General features: G+C 54.5%; 23 protein-coding genes. 13 read left to right on the forward strand and 10 right to left on the reverse strand.

The genetic code is table 11. The features are described 5' to 3' along the window. The first annotated feature begins 150 nt into the window (after positions 1 to 150). From AA74_RS0103425 to AA74_RS0103435, 3 genes are read left to right on the forward strand one after another with little or no spacing between them, the layout of a single operon-like run. On the forward strand, positions 151 to 873 hold the full coding sequence (locus AA74_RS0103425; RefSeq protein ID WP_021240145.1) for a DUF969 domain-containing protein: 723 nt from the start codon (positions 151 to 153) through the stop codon (positions 871 to 873). After that, a complete protein-coding gene (locus tag AA74_RS0103430) occupies positions 870 to 1,856 on the forward strand; it encodes a DUF979 domain-containing protein (RefSeq protein ID WP_021240144.1) in 987 nt (328 codons plus the stop codon). Before AA74_RS0103425 ends, AA74_RS0103430 begins: the two co-directional genes overlap by 4 nt. A 9-nt stretch (positions 1,857 to 1,865) precedes the next feature. Then, positions 1,866 to 2,861, forward strand: coding sequence for a DUF2891 domain-containing protein (locus AA74_RS0103435; RefSeq protein WP_025911085.1), 996 nt, complete (start codon positions 1,866 to 1,868; stop codon positions 2,859 to 2,861). Between the two features lie 46 nt (positions 2,862 to 2,907). Here the strand turns inward: AA74_RS0103435 and AA74_RS0103440 are convergent, their stop codons facing one another. After that, positions 2,908 to 4,323, reverse strand: coding sequence for an MFS transporter (locus AA74_RS0103440; protein ID WP_025911087.1), 1,416 nt, complete (start codon positions 4,321 to 4,323; stop codon positions 2,908 to 2,910). A 117-nt stretch (positions 4,324 to 4,440) separates the two neighbouring features. On the opposite strand from AA74_RS0103440, the gene AA74_RS0103445 reads away from it, so the two are divergent. Further along, complete coding sequence (locus AA74_RS0103445) at positions 4,441 to 5,346, forward strand: LysR family transcriptional regulator (protein WP_025911089.1); 906 nt, start codon at positions 4,441 to 4,443, stop codon at positions 5,344 to 5,346. A gap of 3 nt (positions 5,347 to 5,349) precedes the next feature. Here AA74_RS0103445 and AA74_RS0103450 read toward each other — a convergent pair whose 3' ends face one another. Continuing rightward, positions 5,350 to 6,804 carry a Cu(+)/Ag(+) sensor histidine kinase gene (locus tag AA74_RS0103450; protein ID WP_025911091.1) on the reverse strand — a complete coding sequence of 485 codons (1,455 nt, stop codon included), beginning with the start codon at positions 6,802 to 6,804 and terminating at the stop codon, positions 5,350 to 5,352. Then, positions 6,794 to 7,477 (reverse strand): copper/silver response regulator transcription factor, encoded by a 684-nt coding sequence (locus AA74_RS0103455; RefSeq protein ID WP_008503517.1) that lies wholly within the window; start codon positions 7,475 to 7,477, stop codon positions 6,794 to 6,796. Before AA74_RS0103455 ends, AA74_RS0103450 begins: the two co-directional genes overlap by 11 nt. 162 nt (positions 7,478 to 7,639) lie before the next feature. Between AA74_RS0103455 and AA74_RS0103460 the strand changes: the two genes are divergently transcribed. From AA74_RS0103460 to silA, 4 genes are read left to right on the forward strand one after another with little or no spacing between them, the layout of a single operon-like run. Continuing rightward, positions 7,640 to 9,025 carry an efflux transporter outer membrane subunit gene (locus AA74_RS0103460; protein ID WP_025911094.1) on the forward strand — a complete coding sequence of 462 codons (1,386 nt, stop codon included), beginning with the start codon at positions 7,640 to 7,642 and terminating at the stop codon, positions 9,023 to 9,025. Positions 9,026 to 9,053: 28 nt separating this feature from the next. Continuing rightward, a complete protein-coding gene (cusF, locus tag AA74_RS0103465) occupies positions 9,054 to 9,392 on the forward strand; it encodes a cation efflux system protein CusF (protein ID WP_008503519.1) in 339 nt (112 codons plus the stop codon). Positions 9,393 to 9,403: 11 nt separating this feature from the next. Next, positions 9,404 to 10,651 (forward strand): efflux RND transporter periplasmic adaptor subunit, encoded by a 1,248-nt coding sequence (locus AA74_RS0103470; RefSeq protein WP_025911096.1) that lies wholly within the window; start codon positions 9,404 to 9,406, stop codon positions 10,649 to 10,651. Between the two features lie 10 nt (positions 10,652 to 10,661). Further along, a complete protein-coding gene (gene silA, locus AA74_RS0103475; protein WP_025911098.1) occupies positions 10,662 to 13,802 on the forward strand; it encodes a Cu(+)/Ag(+) efflux RND transporter permease subunit SilA in 3,141 nt (1,046 codons plus the stop codon). A gap of 41 nt (positions 13,803 to 13,843) precedes the next feature. Here the strand turns inward: silA and AA74_RS0103480 are convergent, their stop codons facing one another. From AA74_RS0103480 to AA74_RS0103495, 4 genes are all read right to left on the reverse strand, one after another. Next, positions 13,844 to 14,413, reverse strand: coding sequence for a hypothetical protein (locus AA74_RS0103480; RefSeq protein ID WP_008503225.1), 570 nt, complete (start codon positions 14,411 to 14,413; stop codon positions 13,844 to 13,846). Positions 14,414 to 14,428: 15 nt separating this feature from the next. Beyond that, the gene (locus AA74_RS0103485) at positions 14,429 to 15,394 is read right to left on the reverse strand and encodes a hypothetical protein (RefSeq protein WP_008503224.1); all 966 of its coding nucleotides are present in this window, start codon (positions 15,392 to 15,394) and stop codon (positions 14,429 to 14,431) included. Positions 15,395 to 15,554: 160 nt separating this feature from the next. Then, positions 15,555 to 16,463 (reverse strand): LysR family transcriptional regulator, encoded by a 909-nt coding sequence (locus AA74_RS0103490; protein ID WP_025911103.1) that lies wholly within the window; start codon positions 16,461 to 16,463, stop codon positions 15,555 to 15,557. A gap of 195 nt (positions 16,464 to 16,658) precedes the next feature. Then, positions 16,659 to 17,696 carry an aldo/keto reductase gene (locus AA74_RS0103495; protein WP_025911106.1) on the reverse strand — a complete coding sequence of 346 codons (1,038 nt, stop codon included), beginning with the start codon at positions 17,694 to 17,696 and terminating at the stop codon, positions 16,659 to 16,661. Between the two features lie 414 nt (positions 17,697 to 18,110). On the opposite strand from AA74_RS0103495, the gene AA74_RS0103500 reads away from it, so the two are divergent. Both AA74_RS0103500 and AA74_RS0103505 read left to right on the forward strand, forming a co-directional pair. Next, positions 18,111 to 18,554, forward strand: a complete 444-nt coding sequence (locus AA74_RS0103500) for a PACE efflux transporter (RefSeq protein WP_023292407.1) — start codon at positions 18,111 to 18,113, stop codon at positions 18,552 to 18,554. A gap of 94 nt (positions 18,555 to 18,648) precedes the next feature. Continuing rightward, entirely contained in the window at positions 18,649 to 19,020 is a 372-nt protein-coding gene (locus AA74_RS0103505) for a VOC family protein (RefSeq protein WP_023344151.1), read from the forward strand. Positions 19,021 to 19,080: 60 nt separating this feature from the next. On the opposite strand, the gene AA74_RS0103510 is transcribed toward AA74_RS0103505, so the two are convergent. Beyond that, positions 19,081 to 19,854, reverse strand: coding sequence for a DeoR/GlpR family DNA-binding transcription regulator (locus tag AA74_RS0103510; protein ID WP_021242483.1), 774 nt, complete (start codon positions 19,852 to 19,854; stop codon positions 19,081 to 19,083). A gap of 86 nt (positions 19,855 to 19,940) precedes the next feature. Between AA74_RS0103510 and AA74_RS0103515 the strand changes: the two genes are divergently transcribed. Next, positions 19,941 to 20,525 carry an NUDIX domain-containing protein gene (locus AA74_RS0103515; RefSeq protein WP_023292410.1) on the forward strand — a complete coding sequence of 195 codons (585 nt, stop codon included), beginning with the start codon at positions 19,941 to 19,943 and terminating at the stop codon, positions 20,523 to 20,525. A gap of 285 nt (positions 20,526 to 20,810) precedes the next feature. Continuing rightward, positions 20,811 to 21,503 (forward strand): LuxR family transcriptional regulator, encoded by a 693-nt coding sequence (locus AA74_RS0103520; protein ID WP_008503218.1) that lies wholly within the window; start codon positions 20,811 to 20,813, stop codon positions 21,501 to 21,503. Between the two features lie 14 nt (positions 21,504 to 21,517). Here AA74_RS0103520 and AA74_RS0103525 read toward each other — a convergent pair whose 3' ends face one another. Continuing rightward, on the reverse strand, positions 21,518 to 22,156 hold the full coding sequence (locus AA74_RS0103525) for an acyl-homoserine-lactone synthase (protein WP_023292411.1): 639 nt from the start codon (positions 22,154 to 22,156) through the stop codon (positions 21,518 to 21,520). A gap of 438 nt (positions 22,157 to 22,594) precedes the next feature. On the opposite strand from AA74_RS0103525, the gene tam reads away from it, so the two are divergent. After that, positions 22,595 to 23,353, forward strand: a complete 759-nt coding sequence (tam, locus tag AA74_RS0103530) for a trans-aconitate 2-methyltransferase (RefSeq protein ID WP_008503216.1) — start codon at positions 22,595 to 22,597, stop codon at positions 23,351 to 23,353. A 5-nt stretch (positions 23,354 to 23,358) separates the two neighbouring features. Here the strand turns inward: tam and AA74_RS0103535 are convergent, their stop codons facing one another. Next, entirely contained in the window at positions 23,359 to 24,549 is a 1,191-nt protein-coding gene (locus AA74_RS0103535) for a cytochrome c biogenesis protein/redoxin (RefSeq protein ID WP_025911114.1), read from the reverse strand. Between the last annotated feature and the right edge of the window lie 6 nt (positions 24,550 to 24,555).

Below are 24,555 nucleotides of genomic sequence, written 5' to 3' on the forward strand. Positions count from 1 at the left end.
ATTGATAATTTGTTTACATGTTTTTGAGGTTCAGATATAGCTTTTTAGCGCAGGTTTTGCGAAGCCTGCCAACAAAACACAACATCGCTCGCCGCAAATTAAAAAAATAGCCGTCGGCGCGCAACGCTCACTTTCGATAGGGTAAACGTTATGGACGGTACTACGCTGCTGCCGCTGATCGGGATACCGATCGTGGTTATTGGTTTTGCACTGCGCTTCAACCCGCTGCTGGTGGTCGTGGTGGCGGGGCTGGCGACGGGTCTGCTGGTCGGCATGGATTTCGGGATGCTGCTGGAGACCTTTGGCGAGAAGTTCGTCAATAGCCGATCGCTGGCCACCTTCATCCTGATCCTGCCCGTGATTGGTCTGCTGGAATATTACGGGCTTAAGGAGCGCGCCCAGGCCTGGGTGGCGAAGATCGCCAGCGCCACCTCGGCGCGTATTCTGATGCTCTATTTTGTCGCGCGTGAAGGCACCGCCGCGCTGGGCCTGATGTCGCTGGGCGGCCATGCCCAGACGGTGCGCCCGCTGCTGGCACCGATGGCCGAAGGGGCGGCGCTGAACGAATACGGCGAACTGCCGCAGCACATCCGCGACAAAATCAAAGCCCACGCCGCCGCGTGCGACAACATCGCGGTCTTCTTTGGGGAAGATATCTTTATTGCCTTCGGGGCGGTGCTGCTGATCGACGCGTTCCTGAAAGAGAACGGTATTCCGGGCATTGAACCGCTGCATATCGGCCTGTGGGCCATTCCCACCGCCATTGCGGCATTAATTATTCATATGACGCGCCTGCTGCGCCTCGATGCGAGCATCCGTCGCGACGTGATGGCCTGGCGGGCAGAGCAGGGTACGCAGGAGGCCGCGCAATGATGACGCTTATCACCATTAACCGCGTGTACTACCTGATTGGCTTTGTCGTAATGCTGCTGGTTGTCATGACCCTGCGCGATCGCGCCAACCCGAAGCGCTTTACCACCGCGCTGTTCTGGTTCTTGTTTGGCGGGATCTTCCTGTTTGGCGATCTGATGGTGCAGGAGCTGGGGAAATCGCTGGCGTACCGGATCATTGGCGGCGGCGTTATCGTTATCGCGCTGCTGGCGGGTTTTGGTCTCGTCGGGAAAGGGCACTATAAAATGTCCACCGAGGAGGAGCGCGTCGCGTCGTCAAATCGGCTTAAAAACTGGCTGTTCCTGCCGGCGCTGATGATCCCGGTGGTGACGGTGCTGGGCACGTTATTCCTGAAGGGCGTTTCGGTCGGCGGCGTGTTTCTGCTCGATCAGAAGCAGCTCACCCTGGCGGCGCTGTGCGTGGCCTGCGTCGCGGCGATCCTCACCGGCTGGTGGCTGACCAAAGGCACGCCGCTCCATGCCGTTCGTCAGTCCCGTCGTCTTGTCGATACCATCGGCTGGGCGGTGATCCTGCCGCAGATGCTGGCCATGCTTGGCGGCGTGTTCGTGGTGGCCAACACGGGTGACTCGGTGCAGAAGGTGGTGAGCCTGTTTGTGAACCCGGATAACCGCTTCATGCTGGTGGTGATTTACTGCGTGGGCATGGCGCTGTTTACCATGATTATGGGGAATGCGTTTGCGGCCTTCCCGGTGCTGAGCGCGGGGATCGCCTTGCCGTTTCTGATCAACGTGCATCACGGCAACCCGGCGCCGCTGCTGGCGATTGGCATGTACGCAGGCTACTGCGGCACGCTGATGACGCCGATGGCCGCGAACTTCAATATCGTTCCCGCCGCGCTGCTGGAGCTGAAAGACAAATATCAGGTGATCAAGATCCAGATCCCGACCGCGTTAACCCTGCTGGTGGTGAACGTGTTCTTAATGTACTTCCTCGTGTTTCGCTAAGGAGCTGTCATGGAATTAACGCAACATCAGGCCGACGCGTTTGCCCGCATGCCTTTGACCTATTTGCGCCAGGAATACCCGAACCACATCATGCACCTGCTGAATGATGATGGTGACGTACTGCCGCCGCGCGAGCTGCATCCCATTTTCTACGGCTGTTTTGACTGGCACTCGGCGGTGCACGGTTACTGGCTGCTGCTGCGCTGCGTGCGCCTCTATCCAGAATTACCGTGCCGGGACGCGATCGTCGCGCTTTTTGACGAGCACCTGACCGAAGAGAACGTGGCGAGGGAGTTGGCCTATTTCACCGCGCCGTTCCGCGCCTCGTTTGAGCGGCCGTATGGCTACGGCTGGCTGCTGGCGCTGGCCCAGGAGCTGAAACAGTCGTCGCTGCCGCAGGCCGCAGGCTGGTACCAGACGCTGGCGCCGCTCACCCAGGACATTCGCAACCGGCTGGTGGACTACCTCGGCAAGCTCACCTATCCGATCCGCGTCGGAACGCACTACAACACCGCGTTTGCCCTTGCGCTGGCGCTCGACTACGGTCGCGCAGTGGGGGATAAGGCGCTTGAACAGGCGATTGTGGCAGCGGCGGAGCGGTTTTATCTCGCCGACACGCGCTATCCGGCTCATTATGAGCCCGGCGGAGACGAGTATATTTCCGGCGCGCTGACGGAAGCGCTGCTGATGAGCAAGGTGTCGGAGGGCTTCCCGGCCTGGTTTGACGCGTTTCTGCCGGAGGTGGGCGCCGTTACGGCACTGATGAACCCGGCGGAAGTGAGCGATCGTACCGACCCGAAAATTGCCCATCTGGACGGGTTAAACCTTAGCCGCGCGTGGTGTATGAAGCACATAGCGAAAGCGCTTCCTGCCAGCCACCCGGCGCAACCGGCATTGCGCGAGGCGGTGACGAAACATCTGGCCGCAAGCGTCGGGCATGTAGTTGGCAGCCACTACAGCGGCGGACACTGGCTGGCGAGCTTTGCGCTGCTGGCGCTGGAGTAAACAAACGCGCCGTCTTTCTTGCCGGGTGGCGCTGCGCTTACCCGGCCTACATTGTGCAACGCTTGCCTGGAGACCTCGCAGGGCGCAGCCTGCTCAGGCTAAATACCACCGAACCCGTCGAGGCGATGACGGCTAACCACAGTGCAACCTGGATAGCATGTTGATGGTCCCATCCTGCCGCCGCTCCCAGCAGAACGCCCACCACGGCGGCGCCGAGACACTGGCCGAATGTTCTGACGATCGACAACACGCCGGAGGCATAGCTGGCATGTTCCCGCGCCACGTTAGCGAGCATTTCCCGATTATTGGGACTCTGGAAGCAGCCAAATCCCATCCCGCATACCAGACTGCGCAGGCAGATATTCCAGGCGGAAGGATTGTCCGGCAACGTGGCCAGCAGGACCAGCCCGCCGACAAAGACGATAAGCCCGAGGGTCGAGATGAGCGGTGCGGAGATCGTATCCGCCCAGCGACCCGCGTGTGGCGCGATCAGCACGATGCCAATCGGCCACGGGGTGAACAGCAGCGCCGACACCACCGGGCTGTAGCCATACACGCTCTGAAACAGGAACGGCAGCGCGACAAACGTGATCCCCTGGCTCACAAACGAGGCCAGCGAGGTCAGCGCGGCGAGGGTGAAGCGCCCGTTTCTGAACATCACCGGCGGCAGTAACGGATGTTGCGCGCGCCGGATACGCCAGGTAAAGGCGAAGGCGCTGACCAGCGCGAGAACGCTCCAGCAGACGGCCTGCAGACTAATGTGTTGCGCCACGTGCTGAAGGCTGTCGGCCAGCATGATCGCGGAACCTAACAGGACGGCGGAGAGCACGGCGCCCGGCGCATCAAAGGGCGGTCTGTCAGCAGCCGATTCCCGCGGCAAGGCTCGCCACGCCAGCAGCAGGGCGATGCTGCCCGGAATGAGGTTAATGGCGAACAGCCATTGCCAGCTCAGGGCGTCCAGTATTGTTCCACCGAGTACCGGGGCAATCGCCGTGCTGGAGGCGATAAGCAGGGCGTGCAGCCCCAGAATGCGGCCCAGCAGTCGGCCCGGAAAAACGGACCGCAGGATCGCCGGGGCGATACTCAGGGTCGCCGCCCCGCCGATGCCCTGCAGAATTCGCATCCCGGTTAACATTTCCGGCGTTGTTGCCAGCGCGCAGCCGAGCGAGGTGAGCGTAAAGGTGGCAAGCCCGCTCAGAAAGACCGGGCGATAGCCCACGCGGGCCGCCAGCGCGGCGAAAATAGCCAGCGTCATCGCCGCTGACAGCAGATAACCGTTAGCGAACCAGACCGCAACGTTCGCGGGGACCTGCATCGCTCTAGCCATGGAGGGGAGCGCGATGTTGATCATGGTGCCGTCAAAGACGCCCATCAGCGTGGTGGTCATGACGGCGGCCAGGACCCGGGCGCGTTCATGCCCGGGTAAACCTTCATCGCCGGGCTGGTTGGTAAATAGCATCATCGTCGTTACTCCGGATAAGAATAGTGATGACGAAACTATAATCATGCGCTATACAGGGCGGAAGACGCAGCATTTGCACTTAATCGTTGCATATAACGCCTTATCTGAGGAGCCATCGTGTCCGATCCTGACTTTAACCTTCTGGTTGCGCTCGACGTTTTGCTGGCCGAAGCCAGCGTGGCGGGCGCGGCGCGACGTTTAAACCTGAGCACCTCCGCCATGAGCCGCACCCTGAGCCGGCTGCGGGAGGTGACCGGCGATCCTATTCTGGTGCGGGCCGGGCGTCATATGGTGCTGACGCCCTGGGCCGAAGCCACCCGGGACCGCGCCAGATGCGCCGTGCACGAGGCGAGAGCGGTGCTGCAGCCCTCCACCGACACGCTGAAGGTGGAAAGTCTTGAACGGCTGTTCACTATTCGGGCCAACGACGGTTTTGTGGTGGCGTTTGGACCCATGCTCATAGCCGCGGTGGCGAGCGTTGCGCCCGGGGTCTGCATCCGCTTCGCTCCCAAACCTGAAAAAACGTCGCGCTATTTACGGGAGGGGCTTGTCGACCTGGAGATCGGCGTGCAGAGCAACATGGGGCCTGAAATACGGCTGCAAAGGCTCTTTCAGGATCGGTTTGTTGGCGCGGTGCGCAAGGGACATCCGCTGTCTTCACAGCCTGAGGTCAGCCTTGACGATTATGTTGCCTGGGGCCATGTGGTGGCGTCGCCTGATGGGGCGTTACACGGGTCTGTGGACGACGCGCTGGCGGAGCGGGGGATGAAACGAAAGATCGCCAGCGTGGTGCCTGGATTCCCGACGGCGTTATCCGTAGCGCTGGCCTCCGACCTGATTGCTATGGTACCGGCGTTGTACCTGCTCAATCAGGCGATGACCGAGCGCGTGCACGTCTTTGAACTGCCCTTTAAGACCCGGACCATTACGGTGTCCCAGATGTGGCATCCGCGCATGGAGCGGGACCCGGCGCATCGCTGGCTCAGGGAAAAGGTCCTTGAAGTGTGCCGCGCGGTTTGCTGACGCTCAGAGCACTTTCCCCGGCACGGTGAGGATGAAGCGCGTCGACACCGCATCCGATTCCACGCGGACTTTTCCGTGGTGCGCGGTGACGATGGACTTCACGATGGCAAGCCCAATCCCGCTGCCTTCGCCCTTACGCTGCCTGGACGGATCGACGCGATAAAAACGGTCAAACAGCTTTGGCAGATGCGCCTGCGGGATCGGCGTGCCGGGGTTTTCTGTCACCAGCTCAACGTCGTTATCCTGTTTTCTGATGGAGACCGTTACCGCTTTCCCTTCCGGCGTATAGCGCAGGGCGTTGGAGAGCAGATTATTGATTGCTCTTCTGAACATCTGCGGATCGCCTTCTATCAGGCAGGGCATCCCGTTAAATTTCAGCGAGACGTGGCGTTCTTCCGCCCAGGCTTCGAAGAAATCGAAGACTTTCATCACCTCAGCGCTTAAATCAAACATCACCCGATCCGGGATGAGCTGATTATTATCCGCCTGCGCCAGGAAGAGCATGTCGCTGACCATGCGGGTCATCCGGTTGTACTCTTCGAGGCTGGAGTAGAGGACATCTTCCAGCTCTTTCTGGGAGCGGTTCTGACATAACGCGATTTCCGTTTGCGTCACCAGGTTGGTGATGGGCGTCCTGATTTCATGCGCGATGTCGGCGGAAAAATTCGCCTGCCGGGTAAAGACATCTTCAATTTTCCCAATCATATGGTTGAAGGAGATCACCAGCTGTTCCAGCTCAACGGGCACGCGGGACGGCTCCAGTCGCGCATCCAGATTTTCGGAGGTGATATTTTTAATGGCGGTGCTGACGTTACGCAGGGGCAAGTGTCCCTGACGCACCGCGATACGAATCACCAGCACAATCAGCAGGCTGATTGCCGCGGCAATGGCAAAAAGATTCTTCTTCAGCGCCTCAAGGTAGTGGAGATGAAAATTAATTGAGAGCCCGATCAGCATGACGTAGTCCTGGGTTTTGCCCTGCAGCGTTGTCCTGCCTGAAGAGGCGATAATCCGGTACGTTTCCATTTTCATGTCGGACCCGGCATGCATAGGGTTGACCGGGTCTTCTACCGTCCAGAGAAACACATCCTGTGCCTGACGGTGTTTGCTAAAGTTCGCTGTGTTCATCGCCGGGCGCAATGCCGCGCCTTGCGCCGAGCTGAACAGGGTATTGCCCTGCGGATCCAGAAGCAGGACGGCCACGTTGCGGTAGCTGGCGACCGACTCTTTGAGCTTGCTGATTTTCTTTTGGTCGGGATCGGCCGGAGACTGGAGGATGCGGTGCATTGCGCTGCTAATCTGCTGTAAGTCGCTGATATCCTGCTCGGCAAAGTGCTTCTCAACGGAGTGCAGCATAAACCAGGTAAAGGCGAAGAAGGCCAGTATGGTGGAGAGGCTGATAAAAAAGGTCAGCCGCAGCGCAAGCGAGAACGGGCGTCGGAGGGGCTTAACGGGCATCCGGCACCTCCAGCATATAGCCCACGCCGCGTACCGTCTGGATCAGCTTGGGTTCAAAATCGTTATCGATCTTTGCGCGCAGGCGCTTTACCGCCACATCTATTGCGTTCGTGTCGCTGTCAAAGTTCATGTCCCACACCTGGGAGGCAATCAGGGAGCGGGGCAGCACCTCGCCCTGATGACGCATGAAAAACTCCAGCAGGCTGAACTCCTTGCTGGTTAACAGGATGCGATTGCCCGCCCGGCTGACCTTCCTCGACACAAGGTCAACCGTCAGGTCAGCCGCCTGAAGCTGGCTTTCCGCGATCACCGTATTTCCGCGTCTTAGCAGCGTCCTGACCCGGGCGAGCAGTTCCGCAAAGGCGAAAGGCTTAATCAGATAATCATCCGCGCCCAGCTCAAGCCCTTTAACCCGGTGCTCTATCGTCCCGAGGGCCGTGAGTAACAGGATGGGCATTCCTTTGCCGGCAGAGCGAAGCATGCGGACAATATCCCAGCCGTTCACGTCGGGCAGCATGATATCCAGAATCAGCAGGTCATATTCCGCGGTCATGGCGAGGTGGTACCCGGTCAGGCCATTATCCGCATGGTCCACGACAAACCCCGCTTCCGTCAGCCCCTTGCTGAGGTATTCCCCGGTTTTCATTTCGTCTTCAACGATCAGTATTTTCATCTTGCTCCCCAGACTGGCTGCTGATGACATTCTAGTGAGCCCGCGATCGTTAACAATGACTTACGCCATAAATGACAACATTGTCATTATCCTGTCACCGGTCAAACAGGATGCGTTCAGTAGAGTAGCCCTAAAAATCCTCTGGACTTGATTTGAACCGCTATGTTCCTGTTAAAACGACTCAGCATCACTACGGTATTTATCCTGGCAGGCTGCGTCTCGCTGGCGCCTGACTACCCGCGCCCGGCATCACCGGTACCCCGGCAGTTTTCGCTCTCGCGCAACGGCCTGACGCCCGCGGCGGCCGGGTATCAGGACACCGGCTGGCGCAACTTCTTCGTCGACCCTCAGATAGCTGGATTGATTACAGAAGCCCTGAAAAACAACCGCGATATCAAAATGGCCGCCCTGAAGGTTGAAGAGGCGCGGGCGCAGTTCAACGTGACGGAGGCGGATCGTTATCCGCAGTTAAATGGATCCGCGGGTATCACGTACAGCGGCGGGCTAAAAAGTGACAAACCGACCTCACGGCAGTACGACGCCGGTCTTGCGCTTAGCTACGAACTCGACTTTTTCGGCAAGATGAAGAACCTGAGCGAGGCCGACCGACAAAACTATTTCGCCAGCGAAGAGGCCCGTCGCGCGGTGCATATTCTGCTTGTCTCTAACGTGTCGCAGAGCTATTTCAACCAGCAGCTGGCGTATAAACAGCTGCGCGTCGCGCGGGAAACGCTGAAAAATTACCGGCAGTCTTATGCGTTCGTTGAGCACCAGCTGGCGACGGGGAGCACCAACGTGCTGGCGCTGGAACAGGCCCGGGGACAGATCGAAAGCACGCAGGCAGAGATTGCCAAACGAGAGGGGGAGCTGGCGCAGGCCAACAATGCTCTGCAGCTGCTCCTCGGCACCTATCGTGGATTGCCGGGCGACAGCGGAATGAGCGCCCGCGATATTGCGCCGGTAAAACTCCCGCCCCATCTTTCTTCAGCGATACTGCTGCAGCGCCCGGATATTATGGAGGCGGAGCATCAGCTTAACGCGGCCGATGCGAATATCGGCGCCGCGCGTGCCGCCTTTTTCCCGTCTATTTCCCTGACCAGCGGGCTTTCAACAGGCAGTACGGAATTATCCAGCCTGTTTACCGCGGGCAGCGGGATGTGGAATTTCATTCCTAAAATTGAACTTCCGATTTTTAATGCGGGCAGGAATAAGGCCAACCTGAAGCTGGCTGAAATTCGTCAGCAGCAGTCGGTTGTGAATTACGAACAAAAAATACAGGCTGCCTTCAGGCAGGTTGCCGACGCGCTCGCGCTGCGGGACAGCCTCAACCAGCAGATTGCTGCGCAAGAACGGTATCTTGATTCGCTAAATATTACCCTGCAGCGAGCCAGAGGATTATATACCAGCGGTGCGGTGAGCTATATCGAAGTATTAGACGCGGAACGGTCGCTGTTTTCCACGCAGCAAAATATTCTCGACCTTATTTATGCCCGGCAGGTTAATGAAATTAACCTCTTCACCGCGCTGGGCGGCGGTTGGGCCGAATAACCTCATTTAATTAAAAAGGATATTAAACATGCGCAATTCACTTAACGCCGTCGTATTTGGTGCAATCATTATGTTTTCTGCCGGTCTTCAGGCTGAGGTTCATCAGCACGCGGAGATGAGCGCCGCCAGCGAAGGTGCCTCAGAGCAGGTTATCACCGGGACCGGCATTGTGAAGGATATTGATCTCACGAACAAAAAAGTCACGATTTCTCACGAAGCCATCCCGGAAATTGGCTGGCCCGCGATGACCATGCGTTTTACTTTTATGCAGGCCGACGCGAGTATTACTGCCTTAAAAGTCGGCAGCCACGTGAATTTCTCGTTTGTTCAGCAGGGCAATCTCTCTTTACTCAAGAGCATTAAATAGCGAGAAATGGCATGGCCTCATTAAAAATAAAATATGCTGCCATGATAGTCAGCAGCCTTATTGCCGGAGGGCTGATATCCGTGACGGCATGGCAGACACTTTATTCATCTGAAAAAACAGCAAATAGCGTTGCGGAAAGAAAGGTCCTTTTCTGGTATGACCCGATGAAGCCTGACGTGAAATTCGACAAGCCCGGTAAATCACCGTTTATGGATATGGATCTGGTGCCGAAATATGCCGATGAGGATGGTAAAAGCAGTGACGGTATCCGTATCGATCCGACCCAGGTTCAGAACCTGGGATTAAAAACGCAAAAAGTGACGCGCGGAAAGCTGAATTATGCCCAGACGATCCCGGCCAACGTCAGCTATAACGACTATCAGTTTGTCATTGTGCAGGCGCGTGCGGAAGGGTTCGTTGAGAAAGTGTACCCGCTGACGATTGGCGATAAGGTGAAAAAAGGCACGCCGCTGGTTGATATCACCATTCCGGACTGGGTCGAAGCGCAGAGCGAGTTCCTCCTGCTTTCCGGCACCGGCGGAACGCCCACGCAGATAAAAGGCGTTCTGGAGCGTCTGCGCCTGGCGGGTATGCCGGATGACGATATTCAGCGGCTGCGTGCGACCCGTACTATCCAGACCCGGTTTACCATCAAGGCGCCCATTGACGGGGTGATCACGGCCTTTGACCTGCGCACCGGGATGAATATTTCCAAAGATAAGGTGGTGGCGCAGATTCAGGGGATGGATCCGGTCTGGATCGGCGCGGCGGTCCCTGAATCCATTGCTTATCTGCTGAAAGATACCTCGCAGTTTACTGTTTCGGTACCGGCTTATCCGGATAAATCCTTCCCGGTTGAAAAATGGCGTCTTCTGCCGAGCGTGGATCAAACCACCCGTACGCTGCAGGTGCGCCTGCAGGTCTCCAACAAGGATGAACTGCTGAAACCGGGCATGAATGCCTACCTGAAGCTGAATACCCAAAGTCAGGAAATGTTGCTCATTCCGTCTCAGGCCGTTATCGATACCGGGAAAGAACAGCGCGTTATTACCGTTGATGCGAACGGGAAGTTTGTACCGAAAAGGATCCACGTTCTGCATGAATCTCAGCAGCAGTCCGGCATTGGTACCGGACTGGAAGAGGGGGAGTCGGTGGTAGTCAGCGGTCTGTTTCTGATTGACTCGGAGGCCAATATTACCGGCGCGCTGGAGCGCATGCGCCACGCTGAAGCCGCTGACGACGCGCATTCAGGCCATTAAGGAGACGATGATGATTGAATGGATTATCCGGCGTTCGGTTGCCAACCGTTTCCTGGTGATGATGGGCGCGCTGTTTCTCAGCGTCTGGGGGACATGGACCATCATCCACACCCCGGTCGATGCCTTGCCCGATCTGTCTGACGTTCAGGTGATTATCAAAACAAGCTATCCCGGACAGGCCCCGCAGATTGTTGAAAACCAGGTGACCTATCCACTCACCACCACCATGCTGTCGGTTCCTGGCGCGAAGACCGTGCGCGGTTTTTCACAGTTTGGTGATTCGTATGTGTACGTTATTTTTGAAGACGGGACCGATCTGTACTGGGCCCGCTCGCGCGTGCTGGAGTACCTGAATCAGGTTCAGGGCAAACTCCCCGCCGGGGTGAGTTCCGAAATCGGCCCGGACGCCACGGGCGTAGGCTGGATATTTGAGTATGCGCTGGTGGACCGCAGCGGAAAACACGATCTCGCCGAGCTGCGATCATTGCAGGACTGGTTCCTTAAATTTGAGCTGAAAACAATCCCGAACGTGGCCGAGGTGGCCTCCGTCGGCGGCGTGGTGAAGCAGTATCAGATTCAGGTTGACCCGTTAAAGCTGGCGCAGTTCGGCGTCAGCCTGCCGGAAGTTAAGCAGGCCCTTGAATCGTCTAATCAGGAAGCGGGGGGATCGTCCGTAGAAATCGCGGAGGCGGAATATATGGTGCGGGCCAGCGGCTATCTGCAGACCATCGATGATTTCAATCACATCGTCCTGAAAACCGGTGAGAACGGTGTGCCGATTTACCTGCGTGATGTTGCCCGCGTACAAACGGGGCCGGAAATGCGCCGTGGTATTGCCGAACTGAACGGGCAGGGTGAAGTGGCGGGCGGCGTGGTGATCCTGCGTTCGGGTAAAAACGCGCGCGAGGTCATTACGGCGGTAAAAGACAAGCTGGAGACGCTGAAGGCCAGCCTGCCGGAAGGCGTTGAGATTGTGACCACCTACGATCGCAGCCAGCTCATCGACCGGGCCATTGATAACCTGAGCAGCAAACTTCTCGAAGAGTTTTTCGTGGTGGCCATCGTCTGCGCGCTGTTCCTCTGGCACATTCGCTCGGCGCTGGTGGCGATTATCTCTCTGCCGCTTGGCCTGTGTATTGCCTTTATCGTCATGCATTTCCAGGGGCTGAACGCCAATATTATGTCGCTGGGAGGCATTGCCATCGCCGTCGGCGCGATGGTGGATGCCGCCATCGTGATGATTGAGAACGCGCATAAGCGGCTGGAAGAGTGGGATCACCAGCATCCGGGAGAGCAGATTGATAACGCCACCCGCTGGAAGGTGATTACCAACGCCTCTGTAGAGGTTGGACCGGCGCTGTTTATCAGCTTGCTGATCATCACTTTATCCTTCATTCCCATCTTTACCCTTGAGGGGCAGGAAGGACGGCTGTTTGGTCCGCTGGCCTTCACCAAAACGTACGCCATGGCAGGGGCGGCCGCGCTGGCCATCATCGTGATCCCCATTCTGATGGGATTATGGATCCGGGGTAAAATCCCCGCCGAGACCCGTAACCCGCTGAACAGGCAGCTGATTAACGCCTATCATCCGCTGCTGATTCGGGTGCTCAACTGGCCCAAAACAACCCTGCTGGTTGCGGCCTTATCCATCTTCACGGTGATCTGGCCCCTGAGCCAGGTAGGCGGCGAGTTCCTGCCGAAGATTAATGAGGGCGATCTGCTGTATATGCCCTCAACATTGCCGGGCGTTTCTCCGGCAGAAGGGGCCGCACTGTTACAGACCACGGACAAGTTAATTAAAACCGTGCCTGAAGTGGCCTCAGTTTTCGGCAAGACGGGTAAAGCCGAAACGGCTACGGATTCCGCGCCGCTCGAAATGGTGGAAACCACCATTCAGCTCAAGCCTGAGAATGAGTGGCGGTCCGGCATGACGATTGACAAGATTATTGACGAGCTCGACAAGACCGTTCGGTTGCCCGGTCTGGCGAATCTCTGGGTTCCGCCGATCCGCAATCGGATAGACATGCTTTCCACCGGGATCAAAAGCCCGATTGGTATCAAGGTGTCCGGTACCGTGTTGTCTGATATCGACGCGACGGCGCAAAGCATCGAGACGGTAGCGAAAACCGTGCCGGGCGTGGTGTCTGCCCTGGCTGAACGTCTGGAGGGCGGGCGCTACATCGATGTCGATATCAACCGGGAAAAAGCCTCCCGCTACGGAATGACGGTGGGTGACGTGCAGCTGTTTGTCTCCTCGGCCATCGGCGGTGCGACGGTGGGTGAAACGGTGGAAGGCGTGGCCCGCTATCCGATTAATATTCGTTATCCTCAGGACTACCGGAATAGCCCGAGCGCGCTGAGGCAGATGCCGATCCTGACTCCAATGAAACAGCAGATTACGCTGGGTGATGTGGCGGATATCAACGTTGTTTCAGGCCCCACGATGCTGAAAACGGAGAATGCCCGGCCTGCGAGCTGGATTTATATCGATGCCCGCGGCAGGGATATGGTGTCGGTGGTGAACGACATTAAGACGGCCATCAGCCAGAACGTGAAGCTCAGGCCGGGTACCAGCGTGTCATTCTCCGGGCAGTTTGAACTGCTTGAGCACGCCAACAAGAAACTGAAGCTGATGGTGCCGATGACGCTGATGATCATTTTCATTCTGCTCTATCTGGCGTTCCGTCGCGTGGATGAGGCGTTGCTGATCCTGATGAGCCTGCCGTTCGCGCTGGTCGGCGGGATATGGTTCCTGTACTGGCAGGGCTTCCATATGTCCGTGGCAACCGGCACCGGGTTTATCGCCCTGGCCGGGGTGGCAGCAGAGTTTGGAGTGGTCATGCTGATGTATTTGCGTCATGCCGTTGAAGCACATCCGGCGCTGTCCCAGCGCGAAACGTTCACTGAACAGGGGCTTGATGACGCCCTTTATCAGGGCGCCGTGCTGCGCGTGCGGCCAAAGGCGATGACCGTCGCGGTGATTATTGCCGGTCTGCTGCCCATTCTCTGGGGGACCGGGGCAGGCTCAGAAGTCATGAGCCGGATAGCGGCGCCCATGATCGGCGGGATGATTACGGCACCGCTGCTGTCACTGTTTATTATTCCTGCGGCGTATAAGTTAATTTGGTTGCGCAGGCATAAAAAGCCTTAAAAAAAACCGCCGGTAGCGGCGGGTTTTTACGGGATGAATGCTTAGCGCGCCTTGCTGATCAGTTTGCGCCAGGCTCTGTTATGCAGAGTAAATAGCAGCATCTTATAGAAAGCGGTAGAGAAGATGCAGCTGCCACTAAGCCCCAGCATGACAGTACTCACCATCGCAGCGGTCAGACTGACGCCCGGAGCAGCGCTACCGCTCAGCGCGGCCAGCAAATAGGCTGCCGTTAATACCAGACTCATCACCGCCAGCGTAAGATGTAACCGCACGGCGCGCATGCTGCCTTTGCCAATCATAAACATCGTCACGCCGTTGATGCTTGCGAACAGGAGGGCGATCAGCACAACCCACACGAATACGCGTTCGGCTGGCTGGCCGAGTGCGGCGAGTACATCATAGCCCAACCACAGCTGAGGAATCGCGAAGCTGACAATTACCCCGAGAGTACTGATTGCCGCCGGAATACCCATGGTGTGTAGACCCACAGGTTTGCCCATTTCTTCAGCCAACTGAGTCTTTAGCTGTTGCAGCTGTGTCGGGGAGGTATTGCTTATGCTGGTAGCCACCTCGTTACAGTGTTGCAGGCGACGGGTTAAAACTTTAAACATTTAAATACTCAGCGTTCAGTTAGGTAAAAATGATTGCAGCACACCTACTACATAGCGTCCTGACTGGACGGTATTTTGTGGATTGCGGATAGTCCCAGTGAGTGAGCTCCCCACAAAGGCCGATGCGTTGTTGACCGCACTCATCAGCTCGCGCTGCAGTGATTTTTGTAACGATTCGCTTGGGAAACGTTTCGGATAAACACCTGCGCGGATCGCGGCCTTTACCCCGGCACTGGAGATACCTGGATTCTGCGCTTTAATGATCTCTTCCGTGATGCGCTTACGTTCGGCACGGCTCAGGCTCTGGAACCAGGCGGTAACTTTACTTGAAGACGCCGCTTTCATCAGCTTGTACGTTTCTAAAGTACCTCTTAGCGCGGTTCCTGCCGCAGCAAGCGAAATGACATCCAGAACTGTCGTGGTGGCAACGTACCAGTCCTGGCTGTCAAGCCATGCAACATCGGAACCATGGTCGTTATGGATAGCCAGCAGACGGCCCGCGCCAATCATGCATTGCGCTCCCGTAGCCAGTGTACCGGACAGACTAATCGCCGCAATCACACCAGACCCGCCAGCGGTAAACGGTACTGCCGCACCGGCACCAAACGCCATGACAAGCGTAACAATCATCGCGCCACAGGCAAAACCGGTCGAGGTAATTTCCGTAGCAAGTGACGGAGTAGTTAGCGTCGCAACCACAGCTTTTTCTGCACTGATTTCCTTAGCATCCGGAATTTTACTGATGACTACATGGCTGACGGTGCTCTGATTCACATCAGCAATGCGTCGAGACGGGCGAACCAGCCAGCGTTGCTTGCCATCATCAAAAATGATGCCGACATTGTAAAAATTACGCGTGCAGTCGAGCTGTGCGGCCAGCTTTTTAAAATCGATATCTGCACCGGCCTGTAGGCCAAGGCTTCGCGAGAGATCATAAGAGGGAAGGGTGCTGTCAGGCGACTGCTGACCGGGTAAGTTCATCGAGGAAGCTCCTTCATTCCGTGAGGACTATTAATTAGCAGGGTAATATATTGAAAAAATTTATGATTCGAAGATTAATACTTTGATAATAGCAGCGTTAACTCGGTGATCAAATGATTCCTACAACTGTTCCCGTATCGTCCCGCATGGAAGCGCTATTTCACAACCCTAGCGGCCTGGCCTCCTGTATGAACTCAATCAGAAGGCGAAGCCCGGTCGGCAGTTGCCGGCGGCTTGAATAATAGATATGAAAACCTTCCTCCAGCGGGGACCATTCCGTGAGCACCAGGCGGAGCCGACCATCCTTCACATAGGGTTCAACAAGAGGCTCCGGAAAATACATCAGACCAGCTCCGCCTAATACGGCCACAAGGCCCGTTTCAGCCTGGTTGACCGTCACTGAGCCTGGCACAGTGATTTGGTACGTTTCGCCGTCTCGCTCAAGTTCCCAGCGATAAATCCGATCGTCGCCGAGACGATTGCTTATACAACGATGGTGTAATAAATCATCCGGATGTTCAGGCGTTCCGTAACGTTCCAGGTAGTCTGGGGATGCTGCGATAACCCAGCGAATATCGGCAGATAAACGCCGGGCAACCATGTCTTCCGGGACGGTGCCACCATAGCGGATACCGGCATCGAAGCCCGCATCAGTGACGTCAACCATACGGTTGCTGGCCACAATATCGATTTCAATATCGGGATAGCGATCCATAAACGCGGGCATAACTGGCGCAAGCAAAAGATTGGCCGCTTCAACGGCAGCATTGATGCGGATACGTCCGCCAGGGGTATTACGATACTTGTTAAGCGATTCAAGCGCGCCTTCTATCGTGTCGAAAGGCTGAAGGACAGACTGAACCAGTTCTTCACCTGCTGCCGTAGGGGTGACGCTCTTGGTCGTGCGATTAAGCAGGCGAACCCCGAGCCGGGTTTCCAGTCCCTTCAGGGCATGACTAAGCGCTGATGCACTGACACCTAATTCAATGGCAGCACGGCTGAAACTGCGATGACGTGCAATAGCCATGAAATAAATGAGATCGGCAACATCAGCTCTGCTTATTTGCATACAGAATCCTTTTCCTTGTGCCTTAACGCCCGACTGCGTTGATACGGAAATGATATACACCATAGACCGATTAGCGCTAATCCGTTGCTGAATTTTTTTCACAAGTCCATCCACTCATCGCCTCTCACTGAAAACGGTGTGCTTCGTTATTCTTGAAAATAATGAGACCCGGCAACGCCGGGCCAGGGAAGGGGGTTAACGGTTCTGTATTGCTGAAGGCGGCGTGAGTGAAGGGGGCGCATCAGGAAGCGGGGGAATGATCCCGTCGACGGGGTGCGGCAGATAGAGTGCCTCGAGTTCCGTGATTTCAGCATCGCTAAGTGTAAAGTCCAGTGCGCTGATAGCCGTGGAAAGATGTTCTGGTTTGGTCGCGCCAATGATCGGGGCTGTGATGACCGTTTTTGATAGCAACCAGGCAATTGCAACATGGGCTCTTGGCACATCGTGCTTTTCAGCAATGCTGGCAACGACATCAATAACGGGCTTATCCAGAAGGGCTGCGTTCTCATACATTTTTAACGCAAAGGCATCGTTTTGCGTTCGTCGGGACGTGACACTCCAGTCGCGCGTGAGCCTGCCGCGTGCCATCGGACTCCAGGGGATCACACCAACGCCCTGGTCTTCACACAGGGGCAACATCTCGCGCTCTTCTTCCCGGTAAAGCAGGTTGTATTGCGGTTGCATCGTAATAAATCGGGTCCAGCCGTTACGCTCTGCAGTATGCTGCATTTTTGCAAAGCGCCAGGCTTCCATAGATGATGCGCCGATGTAACGTACTTTTCCTGATTTAACGAGGTCATGCAGAGCCTCCATGGTCTCTTCAACAGGCGTGGAGTGGTCAAAGCGGTGAATCTGAAAGAGATCCACATAATCCATACCTAAGCGCATCAGGCTATCGTCAATAGACTGAAAAATGGCCTTGCGGGAAAGAAACCCGGTATTGGGTGAGTTGCGCCACGGAAAGAAGGTCTTTGTCGCCACAACGATCTCATCGCGTCTGGCCATTTCTCTCAGCGCTTTTCCTGTGATCTCTTCAGAACTTCCGCCCGAGTAGATATTCGCGGTATCAAAAAAATTAATGCCCGCTTCAAGCGCCTGACGGATGAGTGGCCGTGACGCCTTTTCATCCAGGGACCAGGGTTGAGGCAGGCGTTCAGGTTCACCATAGCTCATACAACCGAGGCAAAGACGGGAGACTTGCAAACCGCTACGACCCAGATTCACATACTTCATTCTGTGTTCCTTCTTTTATTGCCAGCAATTCTGTATGTGACAGGGTATTGCACTGACATGAAGGGAACCAGCATGCGCCATCGAATGGTGTTATGAGTTTTTTTCACAAATCGTCGTTATCGACAGTGAAAGACGAGAAGCGAGAGGGTGGTCAGAATTAATAACAGATTGATGTATCGGCTCGTGATTAGCTATCAGATGTCATTTAACATAATATACATTATGCGCACTTAAATAAGGAGAGGCAAAATCTGCATTTCTGCGGTCATGATTGACCTGGTCCATTGAATCATGTGAAGCCACCTTTTCAGGCATGATTTGTGTCGAGGCCCCGCACGACCCAACGTCTACGTTTACACATGGTTGAAAGACGTTTGATATACTTCAGCCTTTGCCCACTGCTGCCGTAAACTTATGGAAATTGAATTAGATAAAAGCTTTAGAGAAAGGATTTTCCACGCGGTCATTTTTGAAGTCACGGCCAACATTATCATCGCGCTGTCGCTTGCGTGGCTGATGAACGTGTCGGTACTCCAGTCTGGTTCGCTGTCCGTGATATCCGCGCTTACCGCCACGGCCTGGAATTTTGTGTTTAACAAATTCTTTGACGCTCTTCAGAAAAAATACCAGTTTGAAAGAACGTTCCTCGTCCGCGCGCTCCATGCGGCCTGTTTCGAAGCCGGACTTATCATCACGTTAATTCCTGTGGCCATGGTGATGCTGCATTTAACGATGACGGAGGCATTTTTTGTTGAGATTGGTTTGGTACTGTTTTTCCTGCCGTACACGATGCTGTTTAACTGGGTTTACGATTACCTGCGCTGGACGTTTGTTGGACGGAAACAGTCTGCTATGTAACGAGATATCTGTCACATAGACGCACCTGTGCTCATATTCGACTCCTGTCACCTTCTATACTCTTCATTTCTCTATCGCTTTCAAGGAGTCGATAATGTTTGATCATGTGAAATTTGGCGTCAGCGATTATGAAAAAAGTAAAACCTTCTTCCTCGAGGCGCTTCGTCCGCTTGGTGTTGAACTCGTCGATGAAGGCGCGCCGGATTATGGTGTTGAGATGAGCTCTGGCGACGTTTCGCTTTGCCTTTTCCAGACAAATGACAAACCAGCGCCTCTGCATCTGGCGTTTGTGGCCAAGACCCGTCAACAGGTAGATGATTTTTACCATGCCGCGCTGGGCGCTGGCGGACGTGATAACGGTGAGCCGGGGCTACGTTCCTATGGTGAAAATTACTATGCCGCTTTTGTCATCTCGCCTGATGGTCATAACATTGAAGCCGTATGCCATGCGCCGGAAAGTCGGTAGCCCAAATATTTCGCTTGAGAACATTTTAGAAGCTAAATCCTGACAGCCAGTCGCTGGCTGTCAGAGGCTGTCACGATCTGAGGCCAGCACGACGGATACCCCCTTTTCCGATACCGCGCGGATCCACTCCTTATCTGTACCGTCTTCAACGATGATGGTATTCACTGATGATACATCGCCAATCACAAACGACGACGCGGTGTTGATCTTTTCCGGAGACGCCAGAACGACCGTTTCCGCGGCTCTGCCGGAGAATGCACGTTTGATGCATGCCTCTTCGAAATCACCGGTTGTCAGCCCCGCATCCGGATGAATACCGGTCACGCCCATAAAGAACAGATCTGCATGAATATTCTCTATGCCTTCGATGGCCGCCGCGCCGACCGCAACAATCGAGTGTTTATACAACCGTCCGCCGATCAAAATCACCTCAATGGCAGGATGATCAACAAGCCCCAGAGCAATACTCGGGCTGTGCGTCACCACGGTGATGCGCAAGTCAGGCGGGAAAAAGGTAATCAGCTCCGAGGTTGTCGTGCCACCGTCGATAATCACTACCTGGCCTGATGAAATCAGCTGGGCCCCTTTCCGGGCCACCCTTTTTTTTGCATCCATCTTAACGGATTGCCGTTCGGCAAACGGAGCAATTGCGGAAGATGACGGTAGTGCGCCGCCGTGAACACGCTGCAAACGCCCTTCTGCCGCCAGCTCGCGGAGATCGCGCCGGATAGTGTCTTCAGAGACGTCGAAAAGAATGCTCAGCGCTTTTGACTGGACCTGACCTTCGGCACCCAGCTTTTCAAGGATCAATTGTTTTCGCTGACGAGTGAGCATCCTGTTTTCCTGATGTTGCATGTTTTACCTTGAAAGTGCATGATGTTGCTGTTTATGAGTATTACTTTACGTAAGGAGGAACAATCGTGCAATCAAAACGTGCAGATGTGCGCATCATTAACAGTGAAACCCTGTCAGATAACTGGTACATCCTTAAAAAATACACCTTCGACCTGCAGCGCCGTGATGGCGAATGGCAGCGGCAACAGCGGGAAGTGTATGACCGTGGCAACGGCGCGACGATTCTTCTCTACAACCGTGAGAAAAAGACGGTCATCCTGACGCGCCAGTTCCGCTTCCCTGTTTTTATTAACGGCCATGAGGACGATTTAATTGAAGCGGCGGCGGGATTGCTGGACAACATGGATCCTGAAAGCCGCATCAAAGCAGAAGCGGAAGAAGAGACCGGATTCCACGTTACGCGCGTAGAGAAAATCTTTGAAGCCTATATGAGCCCGGGCTCTGTCACGGAAAAACTCTATTTTTATCTTGCCGAGTATCAGCCGAAAGACAGAACCGGCGCCGGCGGCGGGATCAAGGCTGAGGGAGAAGATATCGACGTGCTGGAAATGACGCTTGAAGAGGCATTACGCCGCATTGAAACCGGCAGGATTGTCGACGGTAAAACCATCATGCTGCTTTATCATATTGCCCTGAAAGGCATTCTGTAACCTACTGGTTTAAATCCTGATTTCAATTTGTATGAACCTGGGGAAAAGCGTAAAACCTCCTAAATCTTGCAGCCTACTATAATTAGTGAACGATTTCGAAATTCGATAAAAACATCAACAATTCCCTAAGTCATCTGCATTTACCATTCAAAAATCCCAAACGTTCACGAGGCTGCCAGTTGAGGCAGCCTGTCTTATCTGTTGACTGGATTAAAATGCGACTCGCTACAGATAACGAAGCATATTATACTTGCTCCTCCACTCGTACAGGAGGCAGCAACTCACGTGAAGGATACATATTACAACGACTTAACGATCAATACGCAAATTCAGAGTGAGCTGGACGCGTTTTTTGAGGACTTCAAAGGGATCGTCTTCGCCTACGCCATTATGAACAAGAAAGATCCCTCACAGATGAGGATAATCAATAACAGTCCAGAGTGGTTTACTATCTACCTTGAAAAAAAATATCAGTTCATTGACCCTGTTATCATTCGGGCTTTGCGCTGTGTGGAAGATTTTTTCTGGGAAAGTGATGTTGTCCTGTCAGATGGTTATAACCTGACGCGTATTTTCGACGAAAGTGTCCAGTATGATATTTATCAGGGACAGACGTTTCCTCTGCATGACTATTTGAATAATCTTGTTGTCTTATCCGTCATCAGTCCTAAGCATTCTGGGATTGACATTGAAAAATATCGGCCGCATTTTCTACGTTTCCTTGTTCAGTTACACCAGAAGACACTCAATCTGTATAGTCAGCATCAGCAGAAAAAGAATGTTTTCCTGTCGCCACGTGAGCGCCAAATCCTTAAATGGGTCAGCGCCGGAAAAACGTACGCAGAAATTTCTGTTATATTGTCTATTGCTGAGCGCACCGTTAAATTCCATATGGGCAACATCATGAAAAAGCTCGGCGTGAATAATGCAAGGCACGCAATAAAACTTGGAACGGAACTCCGGTTACTGGAGGACTGAGCCTCAGCCACTGGTTATAAATGGCGTAAGTGCTCGAGCATTTCGCGAAGCCAGTGACTGGATTTGTCTTTGCTAATAATGTCTTCAATAATGCTGGTGCTGGCGGGCATATAAATATAGTAAATGACCTCGCCTTTTTCAGAAACACCACGCTGTATAACTTCAACTTTCCAGTTCGCATGGCGAAATATGGCGTACATTCCACGACTGGCTACAGCATACATTCCATGATATTTTTTCTTCATGCAATAAATATTCATTGCAAGAAACAATGCTTTACTGGCGGGCACGCCATGCAGACTTGCGGAATCTCGTATTTCTTTATCTAAAAATAAACGGCTCACTTCACAACAAGGAACATCTGCGGGAAAAATAATGGGGTTGTCGAAATAATTATGAAAAATTTCGCTTATCATCGTGGGCTGCGTTGCGTTAATAAATCGTGCGCCGCATAACAGTTGTCCATCATACATACCCAGTAAATATGTCGTGTTATGGGAATCAAATTGATCCTTCTCCATACCTTCGACGCATTCCACTTTCCAGTCGAGTCGGTCCCGAAACGTTTTTCTCCGGAGTCGGTAAAGTTCGCGCGCTAATGCTGGGGGTAAATCATCGTAGTCGTGTAAAAAAAATTCAATGACAGAATTCATGCTCTTGTTCCTGATAATAACACCTGAAACTATTATCACCTGTCTTTTAGGACAGCTTTCATTGTGCCGCATATTCCCTATACTTAAAAAGTACCTGACCACGAAGTTCTCGCAAAACTAAGCGGCCAGGAGGTCAAAGACCTACGAAACACCAGGGATATACCCATCGATGATTATCTAATATTTAAAGTTTCGGGTACAGAGCATAAGAAGCACTTTGCCGATAAAATATTAAAAAACAATAATCATAAAATAATTACAATAAATGTATTGCCCCTTAATCTTTTAAGGGGTAATATTTCCGTTTTATTATTTTTTGCACCTTTCCTCATTTTCTGACTCTGCTGGCTTCTTATGGCCAAACACCCTCGCCAATACCGCTTTGCAGGCATCTGCCTGTGCTATTCTTGCAGAAACATGCAAAACGGAGAATTGATAATGGCCGACTGGAACCCTTCTCTTTACCTGCAATTTGGCGCAGAAAGAACGCGTCCGGCCGCAGAACTGCTCGCCAGAGTTCCTCTGGATGAGGCCGCTACCATTGCGGATTTGGGCTGCGGACCGGGAAACAGCACCGCGCTGTTGAAGCATCGCTGGCCTTCTGCTCACATCACCGGGGTCGATAACTCCCCTGCCATGCTCGAGGAAGCACGCGCCGCCTTACCCGATTGCCATTTTGTAGAGGCCGATATTCGTCAGTACACGCCCGGCCAGCCGCTGAGCCTGATTTATGCCAACGCGTCGCTGCAATGGATTCCGGACCATTACGATCTCCTGCCGCATCTTGTTTCCCTGCTTAAGCTAAATGGCGTGCTGGCGGTCCAGATGCCTGATAACTGGCTGGAACCCACCCATGTGGCGATGCGTGAAGTGGCGCTGGAGCAAGACTATCCAGACCGTGGCCGCGAACCGCTGCCGGGCGTGCATGCTTATTACGATATTCTGTCGGAAGCTGGCTGTGACGTGGATATCTGGCGGACAACCTATTATCACAAAATGAGCTCTCATCAGGCGATTATTGACTGGGTAAGCGCCACCGGCCTGCGCCCCTGGCTTCAGGAACTGAACGAGAGCGAGCAGAAACGGTTCCTGAAACGCTACCATGAACTGCTGGAAGAGCAGTATCCGCTCCAGGAAAACGGGCAGATACTGCTGGCTTTTCCAAGGTTGTTTATCGTGGCTCAACGCCAGCCCTGATCCGATTATGAGCGGGCTTCTTTGAGCAGCTGCTGGATAACCTTTTCCTGTTGCTCATAGTCACCTTCGCCAAAGGCGGTATAGCGCAGCTGCCCTTTGGCATCAAAATAGTAATGTGCTGGCCAGTACTGATTGCCGAACGCATTCCAGATTTGATAGTTGTTATCCGTCACCACCCGATACGGCAGTTGCCATTTCTTCACCGCATTTTTAACCGACGACAGCGGTTTCTCCCAGGGATATTCCGGGGTGTGAACACCAATCACCACCAGACCCTGCGGCTGGTACTTTGTGGCCCACTCCCGCACATGGGGGAGCGTATGCTGGCAATTAATGCAGTCCCACGTCCAGAAATCAATCAGTACAACCTTTCCCCGTAACGATTCAGACGTGACAGGGTCACCGTTTATCCACCCTGTTCCACCGCTTAGCGAAGGCAGCTGGCTGCTGGGCTCTGTCATGACTACCGGCTGGAGCTTCACCGGCGCGGTGGCAGGTTTCGCCAGATTCAAGAGCACCGTCTCAAGACGGTCCGCGACGCCGTTTGCCCCTTTCAGTAGCGAAGTCATCCCCGTCGCGTTCAGGATGACTGCGGCTAACATCGCCACCCCCGTCCCCTGACGCAGCTTCGCCATTAGCGCCGATTTTGCTCTCAGTGGTGCCATCAGCGAGCGTCCGCCGAACACGAGTAGACCCAGCATCAGCGCGCATCCGCTGCCATAGGCGGCAAGCAGTGCGCCTGTGGCGATGGCCGAATGCCCCGCAATATTAATGCTGAAAATCGCGCCCAGAATAGGCCCGGCGCAGGGAGACCAGAGCAGCCCAACCGCTAGCCCGGCCAGAAAAGCCGATGCCATTCCGCGCGTTTGCCCGCTACGGCTGTTGAGAACATGTCCCGCGCTGACGGCCGGTCCCGCAATACGCTGGGCGAAAGACGGGAAAATCAAGGCCAGCGCGGCGGTGGCCAGAATGACGAGCGCGATCCAGCGCCCGACAATGGTTGCCTCTGTTATCCACTCGGTGGCGACGGTGACGACCATTGCCACCAGAGTGAACATCACGATCATCCCCGCAAGCAGGGCCAGAATATGCCGACGCTGCCCCTGGAAACCGGCGAACATGAGTGGAATAACCGGGAGCGTACATGGGCTGAGCAGGCTTATCATCCCGCCCAGAAAAGCGATTACCAGAAACATAGTGAC

The sequence above is a fragment of the Enterobacter sp. 5-4 genome (genome assembly GCF_000612205.1).
GTDB classification, from domain to species: domain Bacteria; phylum Pseudomonadota; class Gammaproteobacteria; order Enterobacterales; family Enterobacteriaceae; genus Enterobacter; species Enterobacter roggenkampii.

What these genes read in the sequence shown, in the direction of transcription:
- AA74_RS0103425 (WP_021240145.1), top strand. Translation starts at nt 151, where the DNA reads ATGGACGGTACTACGCTGCTGCCGCTGATCGGGATACCGATCGTGGTT.
- AA74_RS0103430 (WP_021240144.1), top strand. Translation starts at nt 870, where the DNA reads ATGATGACGCTTATCACCATTAACCGCGTGTACTACCTGATTGGCTTT.
- AA74_RS0103435 (WP_025911085.1), top strand. Translation starts at nt 1,866, where the DNA reads ATGGAATTAACGCAACATCAGGCCGACGCGTTTGCCCGCATGCCTTTG.
- AA74_RS0103440 (WP_025911087.1), bottom strand. Translation starts at nt 4,323, where the DNA reads ATGATGCTATTTACCAACCAGCCCGGCGATGAAGGTTTACCCGGGCAT.
- AA74_RS0103450 (WP_025911091.1), bottom strand. Translation starts at nt 6,804, where the DNA reads ATGCCCGTTAAGCCCCTCCGACGCCCGTTCTCGCTTGCGCTGCGGCTG.
- AA74_RS0103455 (WP_008503517.1), bottom strand. Translation starts at nt 7,477, where the DNA reads ATGAAAATACTGATCGTTGAAGACGAAATGAAAACCGGGGAATACCTC.
- AA74_RS0103460 (WP_025911094.1), top strand. Translation starts at nt 7,640, where the DNA reads ATGTTCCTGTTAAAACGACTCAGCATCACTACGGTATTTATCCTGGCA.
- cusF (WP_008503519.1), top strand. Translation starts at nt 9,054, where the DNA reads ATGCGCAATTCACTTAACGCCGTCGTATTTGGTGCAATCATTATGTTT.
- AA74_RS0103470 (WP_025911096.1), top strand. Translation starts at nt 9,404, where the DNA reads ATGGCCTCATTAAAAATAAAATATGCTGCCATGATAGTCAGCAGCCTT.
- silA (WP_025911098.1), top strand. Translation starts at nt 10,662, where the DNA reads ATGATTGAATGGATTATCCGGCGTTCGGTTGCCAACCGTTTCCTGGTG.
- AA74_RS0103480 (WP_008503225.1), bottom strand. Translation starts at nt 14,413, where the DNA reads ATGTTTAAAGTTTTAACCCGTCGCCTGCAACACTGTAACGAGGTGGCT.
- AA74_RS0103485 (WP_008503224.1), bottom strand. Translation starts at nt 15,394, where the DNA reads ATGAACTTACCCGGTCAGCAGTCGCCTGACAGCACCCTTCCCTCTTAT.
- AA74_RS0103490 (WP_025911103.1), bottom strand. Translation starts at nt 16,463, where the DNA reads ATGCAAATAAGCAGAGCTGATGTTGCCGATCTCATTTATTTCATGGCT.
- AA74_RS0103495 (WP_025911106.1), bottom strand. Translation starts at nt 17,696, where the DNA reads ATGAAGTATGTGAATCTGGGTCGTAGCGGTTTGCAAGTCTCCCGTCTT.
- AA74_RS0103500 (WP_023292407.1), top strand. Translation starts at nt 18,111, where the DNA reads ATGGAAATTGAATTAGATAAAAGCTTTAGAGAAAGGATTTTCCACGCG.
- AA74_RS0103505 (WP_023344151.1), top strand. Translation starts at nt 18,649, where the DNA reads ATGTTTGATCATGTGAAATTTGGCGTCAGCGATTATGAAAAAAGTAAA.
- AA74_RS0103510 (WP_021242483.1), bottom strand. Translation starts at nt 19,854, where the DNA reads ATGCTCACTCGTCAGCGAAAACAATTGATCCTTGAAAAGCTGGGTGCC.
- AA74_RS0103525 (WP_023292411.1), bottom strand. Translation starts at nt 22,156, where the DNA reads ATGAATTCTGTCATTGAATTTTTTTTACACGACTACGATGATTTACCC.
- tam (WP_008503216.1), top strand. Translation starts at nt 22,595, where the DNA reads ATGGCCGACTGGAACCCTTCTCTTTACCTGCAATTTGGCGCAGAAAGA.
- AA74_RS0103535 (WP_025911114.1), bottom strand. Translation starts at nt 24,549, where the DNA reads ATGTTTCTGGTAATCGCTTTTCTGGGCGGGATGATAAGCCTGCTCAGC.